We start from the raw sequence: 6,410 nt of genomic DNA on the forward strand, positions 1-6,410 counted from the left end.
CGGCATCCCCTGCGGATGCCGCGCCCTCGTCGTCGTGCCGACCGGTTCAGCGGCCGTCGGCGAGGCGCTCGATCGGGATCGTCGTGCCGAGGATGCGCTCGGCCGCGCGGTGGCCCGAGAGCAGCGCCCCGTTGACCGTCGCCGGGCAGTCGCCCCACGTCGCCTCACCGGCGAGGTGCAGCACGTCGCCGACGGGCGTGGCGATCACGTCGTGGTCGTCGTACGAGGCGCCGCGGGCGACGTAGGAGTACGAGCCGAGTGCGTACGTGTCGGAGCCCCATCGGGTGATCCAGTGGCCGGTCGGCTCGGGCACCGCGTCGCCGTAGTTGCGCCGGAGGCCCTCGAGCACCGAGGCGACGATCTCGTCGTCGGCCATCTGCTCGATGCGGCGGGCCCACTCGCCGCCCGCGAAGGTGAGCAGCATCGGGGTGCCGCTGACGACCGACACGTCGTACCACGAGTGCCAGGGCGCGCTCTCGGCGCCGAGCTGGCGGATCGCGTACGCGCCGTCCTGCCAGAAGCGCTCGGGGAACTGCAGGAAGACCTTGTCGAACGTGCCCATGCCGACCCGGTCGATCGCGCCGGACACCGCCTCGGGCAGGGCGGGCTCGAAGTCGATCGTCCCGGCCTTGAGCACGCCGAGCGGCACCGTCACGACGACCCGACCGGCCTCGAACGACTCGGACGCGGTGGTGACGCGCACGCCCGCCGCCGACCACTCCACCGCCGTGACCGGCTGCCCGAGTCGGATGTCGAGGCCATCCGCGAGCGCCGTCGCGAGCGCGTCGTAGCCGCCGGGGAACACGACCTCGTCGCCGTCGATCGCGTCTTCGTCGAGCCCGTGGGCGTCGACCTCGGCGCCGTCGGCGCCGCACTGCTCCTCGGTGCGATGGCGGTGGAACGCGCGCACCCGCTCGGTGCGCTCCGGATCCCAGCCGAGTCCGGCGAGCGCCCGCTCGACGACGTCGGCGTAGCTCTCGCCGTGCTCCGAGGCTTCGACCGCGGCGGCGAGGCGCTCGTCGGCCGCCGCGACGTCGTCGAGCCACGCGTCGGTCGCCGCGGCGTCGAGCTCGCGGTGCTCCTCGTCGTAGTTCGCGATCGGGCGCCCGCCGGCCTGGAAGCTGCCGACCGTGAACTCGGCGGTCTCCATGCCGAACGCTGCGACGAGCTCCGTGAGGGGGTTGCCGTCGAGCCCGTGGATCCAGGAGGCGCCCCGGTCGACGGAGAAGCCCGGCGACCGGTCGGTCCAGGTGCGTCCGCCGATGCGGTCGCGCGCTTCGAGCACGACGACCTGGCGGCCTGCGGCGTGCAGGAGCCGGGCGGCGGTTAGTCCGGCGACGCCGGCTCCGACGATGACGGTGTCGAACATGGGCTACTGGTCCATTCGAGAGGGAGGCGGGTGAGCGGAAGGCGGCGAGCGGATGACAGGCGGCGAGCGGATGACGGGCGGCGCGTGCACCCGGCGTGCGAGCGGCGCGGCGCCGAGGCATCCGCCGCATCGGTCACTCGGGGGCGAGCACCTCGGTGTCGCGGTTGAGCGAGCGCTTCTGGAAGTAGTCGCGGGAGCCGGGGAACATCGCCCAGACGAACATCAGCACGACGCCGAGCAGGAGCGACCCGATGCCCACGATGAAGGCGCCGCCGACACCGGCGACCTGCGAGTAGCCGTAGTCGGGGTTCAGCATGTCGATCGCCGACTGCACGAACGCCCACGCCATGAAGACCCCGCCGAGCAGCGGGAAGACGAGGCGGTAGAAGAAGTTGCGACGGCTGGCGAAGAGCGTGCGGCGGAAGTACCAGACGCACGCGAAGCTCGCGATGGCGTAGAAGAAGGCGATCGCGAGGCCCATCGAGAGCAGCGAGTCGGCGAGCACGTCGGTCGAGACGAGGTTCATGCCGGCGTAGTAGACGATCGCGATCACGCCGACGAGCATCGTCGAGAACGTCGGCGTCTTCGACGCCTCGTGCACCTTCGCGAAGCGAGCCGGGAGGGCCTTGTAGACGCCCATGGCGAAGGTCCCGCGCGCGGTCGGCAGGATGGTGGTCTGCGAGGAGGACAGCGCCGAGATCGCGACGGCGACCACGAGGAACCAGCCCAAGGGGCCCATCGCCATGCCCGCGAGCACGGAGAACACGTCGTCGGCGTTGGTCTCGTTCGCGAGGCCCGTGCCGGTGTCGCCGAGGCCGGCGTACATCATCGCGACGACGGTGATGCCGACGTAGGTGATCAGCAGGATGACCGTCGTGAGGGTCGCGGCGCGGCCCGGCGTGCGACGCGGGTCCTTCGTCTCCTCGGTGAGGGCGAGGCACGTGTCCCAGCCCCAGTAGATGAAGAGCGCGAGCAGGATCGCCTGCACCATGCCGGTGCCGTCGGCCAGGAACGGGTTGAACCAGTCGAGCGAGACCGGGGTGGGGTCGGGTGCGGTACCGGTGAAGTAGCCGATGAGGCAGCCGACGACGAACGCGGCCATCGCGAGGTACTGGATCGCGAGCAGCACCTGCTGCATGCGCTCGCCGATCTCGACGCCCCGCAGCGACACCCAGGTCATGACGGCGATGATGACGCAGCCGAAGGCGGTGACGATGAAGCGGTTCTCGACGAGCGAGCCGTCGCCGATGAGGCTCAGCAGGTAGGCCGAGGCGATCTCGGCGAGGTTCGCCATGACGAGCACGCCGGCGACGGCGATGCTCCAGCCGGCCATCCAGCCGGTGCGCGGGCCGAACGCCTTCGCCGCCCAGGTGAACACGGTGCCGCAGTCGGGCACGTCGTTGTTGAGCTCGCGGTACGCATAGGCGGTGAAGAGCATCGGCACGAACGCGAGCACGAAGGCGATCGGCGCCTGCGCGCCGACCGCGATGACGACGTAGCCGAGGGTCGCGGCGAGCGAGAAGAGCGGCGCGGTCGAGGCGATGCCGATGACCGTCGAGCCCCAGAGCCCGAGCTTGCCGATGGCGAGGCCCTTCGTGGGGGTGCCGGGTGCCGGAGCGCCGGGGGCGGGAGTGGCGGATGCGCCGGGCGCGGAGTCGGCCGGGGCTGCGGTCTGCTTCGTCAACGTGGTACCTGCTCGTCGTCGAGGGGTGGGTGGGGCTCGAACAGTGTACCTGACCGACCGACTAGTCGGTCTGTCAGTGGGTCACGGCGTTCGCCACCGCGCGACCGCGGCCGCGCCCCGCGCTGCCGGCCCGCCGGGCGGCCGGGTCGCCGGGCGGCCTCAGCCCCCGGCGCGGAGGCTCTCGAGCGCGGCGATGATCGCCTCGACCCGCTCGCGCGTGACGACGTCCTCGCCGGCGTCGAGGTTCATGAGCGCGTTGTGGTTGATGCCGTCGCCGGCGAAGAGCACCAGGCGGGCGAGCGTCGCCTCGCCGGTCGCGGTCTCGAGCGCGTCGAGCCAGTCGGCCCGGCACTCGCGCAGGACCTCGAGCGCCGCCTCGTCGCCGGTCTGCGCGATGCGGTAGGCCGCCTCGATCAGTCGCTCGAGCTCGCTGTCGCGATCGAGCGACGAGACGAGGTAGAACCGCACGGCCCCCGCCGGCGAGGTGCGCATCTGCTCGGTGTCGCGCCGCGCCTGGGCGCGCAGCTCGACGAACAGCGCCGCACGCAGCGCGCTCACCGACGAGAAGTGGTGCAACGCCCCCGACTTCGAGAGCCCGGCCCGGCCCGCCACCGCCTCGAGCGTGGCCCCCCGCAGGCCCCGCTCGACGACGAGGTCGGTGTACGCGGTGAGGACTCGGGCGGCCTGGCCATCGACGGTGATCACCACGCCATCGTACGAGCACGGACGCACACGACGGGCGCACGAAGGCGCGGCACCCGTTCGCGATGAACGGATGCCGCGCCCGAGGTGTTGCGTGCCGGTCAGTGCCCGACGGCCCGCAGCGCGTTCACGATGCCGTCGCCGAAGAAGCCGTTGGTCTTCTTGGCGCTCTCGCAGGTGTGCGTCGCGGTGAGCGTCGCACCCGCCGGGGTGTGACGGGTGTAGGTGAAGTCCGCCGGCACCGGGCAGGCCTCGTCGACCGCCGACTTCAGCAGCTTCTTCTCGACCGCGTTGGCGTTCATCCGGATGCCGCCGCGCAGCGGGTCGGCCGCGCCGTACTGGCTCACGACGAGCGCGGCGACGCCGGCCGCGTGCGGCGACGCCATCGACGTGCCCTGCAGGTACTGGTAATACGCGCAGGTGCCCTCGTCGTCGCAGCTCTCGACCGCCCAGTCGACGACCACGTCGCCGTTCTCGTCGATCGCGCCCTCGGCCTCGGCGAGCGAGGCCGGATAGGCGGCGAGGATGCCCTTCGTGATGTCCCGGGTGTTCGCAGGGGTGTCGTACACGTCGCCGCCGGGCGCCGCCACGTCGATGTAGCCGTTGCCGTAGCTCGAGTAGTACGCCTTGCGCTCCGAGATGCCGGTGCTCGAGACCGAGATCACGCCGTCGCCCTCGGCCGGCATCGAGATGCACGACTCGGGGTCGAGCAGGTCGCGCACGTAGGCGGCCTCGCCGGGCACGCTCGCGAAGTCGGGGCTGCCCCCGTCGGTGACCGCCTTGGTGTAGTCGATCGCCTCGTTGCCGGCGGCCGCGACGAGCGTCACGCCGTGGCCGCGCGCGTAGTCGAGCGCGCGCTGCATCGCCTCGACGATGGTGCGCTGCTCGGCCTGGTCCTCCGCAGAGTCGGCCGGGTGGCTCGAGCAGTTGAAGAGCCACGGGTCGACGTAGTAGCTCATGTTGACCACGTCGATGCCGTGGTCACCGGCGTAGGTGAGCGCGTCGACCGAGGGCTGCAGGAAGAAGTAGCCCGAGTCCTGGCCGGCGCGGAGGTTCACGAGCGACACGTTCGGCGCGACGCCCGCGATGCCGAGGCCGTTGATCGGCGAGCCGATCGTCGAGGCGACGTGGGTGCCGTGGCCGTTCTCGTCGACGTCGGCGGCATCCTCGCAGGAGCCGTCGGGCTCGTCGGCGCAGTCGCCGTCGATCACGTCGCCGTTCGCGTCGACGGGCACGTCGACCGTGAAGTTGCGGCTGAGGTCGGCGTCGAAGTTCGGTGCGATGTCGGGGTGGCTGCCGTCGACGCCGGTGTCGATGATGCCGACCCGAACGCCCTTCGAGCCCTGCTGCCAGGCGTACGAGCCGTCGACCGTCGCGTCGATCTGCTGCATGTCCCACTGCAGGTCGGCGAGCGGCTCGGCGTCGGCCGAGCTCGGCGCGTGCGACTTCGCCTTGCCTGGGGCGGCGTGCCCCTCGTCCTCGACGCCGTCGCTCTTCTTCGCGTCGGCGTGGCCGGAGCCCGGCACATCGCCGATGATGCGGTTCTGGGCGGTGCCCTCGATGACCGACTGGTCGGCCGCGGCGTCGGCGAAGCCGGCGCCCGCACGCACGGTGGCGACGCCGATGGCGTCGTTCTGCGAGACGACGGTGCCGCCCGCGGCCTCGACCGCGGCGAGCGCGTCGGCGCTCGACACCCCCTGGGCGAAGACCACGACGTACTCGTGATCGGCTCCCGCATCGGCTCCGACGGCTCCGGCAGGTGTTGCGGCGAGCGCGGTCAGGCCGATGGCGATGGCAGAAGCTGCTGCGATGGATCGCATCTTCAGCATGAAGCATCCTTCCTCATTGACGGGATCTTGCCCGGCCATGCTCGCACACGGTCGAGCCAGGCCGATAGGGGGTCCACGAAGTGTTCGACGACGCTCCCGGAATACCTCGGCGGTTCCATGCGTTCGAATCGATCGGGACGACGGCGACCCGCACCACCGCTCAACGCAACGAACCAGGAAGCAGCACCATGACGCTCGTCACCGATCTCACGTCCCGCAGGGCCGACACGGCCGCACCCCTCATCGACCCGCTCGTCGAGCGCTGGAGCCCCCGCGCCTTCGACCCCGAGGCCGTCGTCGAGACCGAGACCCTGCGGACCATCCTCGAGGCCGCCCGCTGGGCGCCGTCGGCGAACAACTCGCAGCCGTGGCGTTTCATCGTCGCCCGGCGCGGCACCGCCGCCTTCACGACCCTGCACGACCGGATGGCGGGCTTCAACCAGGAGTGGGCCGACTCGGCCGCCGTGCTCATCGTGAACATCGCCGAGACCGTCGACGCCGAGGGCCGCCAGCGCCCGTGGGCGCGTTACGACCTCGGCCAGGCCGTCGCCCACCTCACCGTGCAGGCTCAGCACGAGGGCCTGCACACCCACCAGATGGGCGGCTTCGACGCGGCCGCGATCCACGAGGCCTTCGGCCTGCCCGAGAACCAGGAGGTCGTCTCGATCACCACGATCGGCGCCCTCGGCGACGTCGACCAGCTGGGCGAGGTGCTCCGGGAGCGCGAGGTCGCGCCGCGCCGCCGCATGCAGCTGGCGGAGTTCGTCACGGTCGGCGAGTAACCGCCGCAGCGAGACGGATGCCTCGGGGTCGATCGACCCCGAGG

The 6,410-nt window shown here is 71.6% G+C and carries 5 protein-coding genes; 1 reads left to right on the forward strand and 4 read right to left on the reverse strand.

Annotated elements, in window-relative coordinates; genetic code table 11:
* Positions 1-46 precede the first annotated feature (46 nt).
* From ACWGPE_RS18310 to ACWGPE_RS18325, 4 genes are all read right to left on the reverse strand, one after another.
* Entirely contained in the window at positions 47-1,369 is a 1,323-nt protein-coding gene (locus ACWGPE_RS18310) for a flavin monoamine oxidase family protein (protein WP_452049222.1), read from the reverse strand.
* Positions 1,370-1,502: 133 nt separating this feature from the next.
* Positions 1,503-2,951 carry an APC family permease gene (locus tag ACWGPE_RS18315; RefSeq protein WP_452049224.1) on the reverse strand — a complete coding sequence of 483 codons (1,449 nt, stop codon included), beginning with the start codon at positions 2,949-2,951 and terminating at the stop codon, positions 1,503-1,505.
* A 261-nt stretch (positions 2,952-3,212) separates the two neighbouring features.
* Positions 3,213-3,758 carry a TetR/AcrR family transcriptional regulator gene (locus ACWGPE_RS18320; protein ID WP_452049223.1) on the reverse strand — a complete coding sequence of 182 codons (546 nt, stop codon included), beginning with the start codon at positions 3,756-3,758 and terminating at the stop codon, positions 3,213-3,215.
* Between the two features lie 98 nt (positions 3,759-3,856).
* The gene (locus ACWGPE_RS18325; protein ID WP_231429527.1) at positions 3,857-5,584 is read right to left on the reverse strand and encodes a S8 family peptidase; all 1,728 of its coding nucleotides are present in this window, start codon (positions 5,582-5,584) and stop codon (positions 3,857-3,859) included.
* A 188-nt stretch (positions 5,585-5,772) separates the two neighbouring features.
* On the opposite strand from ACWGPE_RS18325, the gene ACWGPE_RS18330 reads away from it, so the two are divergent.
* Positions 5,773-6,366 carry a nitroreductase family protein gene (locus ACWGPE_RS18330; protein WP_231429526.1) on the forward strand — a complete coding sequence of 198 codons (594 nt, stop codon included), beginning with the start codon at positions 5,773-5,775 and terminating at the stop codon, positions 6,364-6,366.
* The last annotated feature ends 44 nt before the right edge of the window (positions 6,367-6,410 follow it).

Source organism: Agromyces sp. NPDC055658, from assembly GCF_053618155.1.

Coding starts and splice junctions, on each gene's coding strand:
- ACWGPE_RS18310 (WP_452049222.1), bottom strand. CDS start 1,369: ATGTTCGACACCGTCATCGTCGGAGCCGGCGTCGCCGGACTAACCGCC.
- ACWGPE_RS18325 (WP_231429527.1), bottom strand. CDS start 5,584: ATGCTGAAGATGCGATCCATCGCAGCAGCTTCTGCCATCGCCATCGGC.
- ACWGPE_RS18330 (WP_231429526.1), top strand. CDS start 5,773: ATGACGCTCGTCACCGATCTCACGTCCCGCAGGGCCGACACGGCCGCA.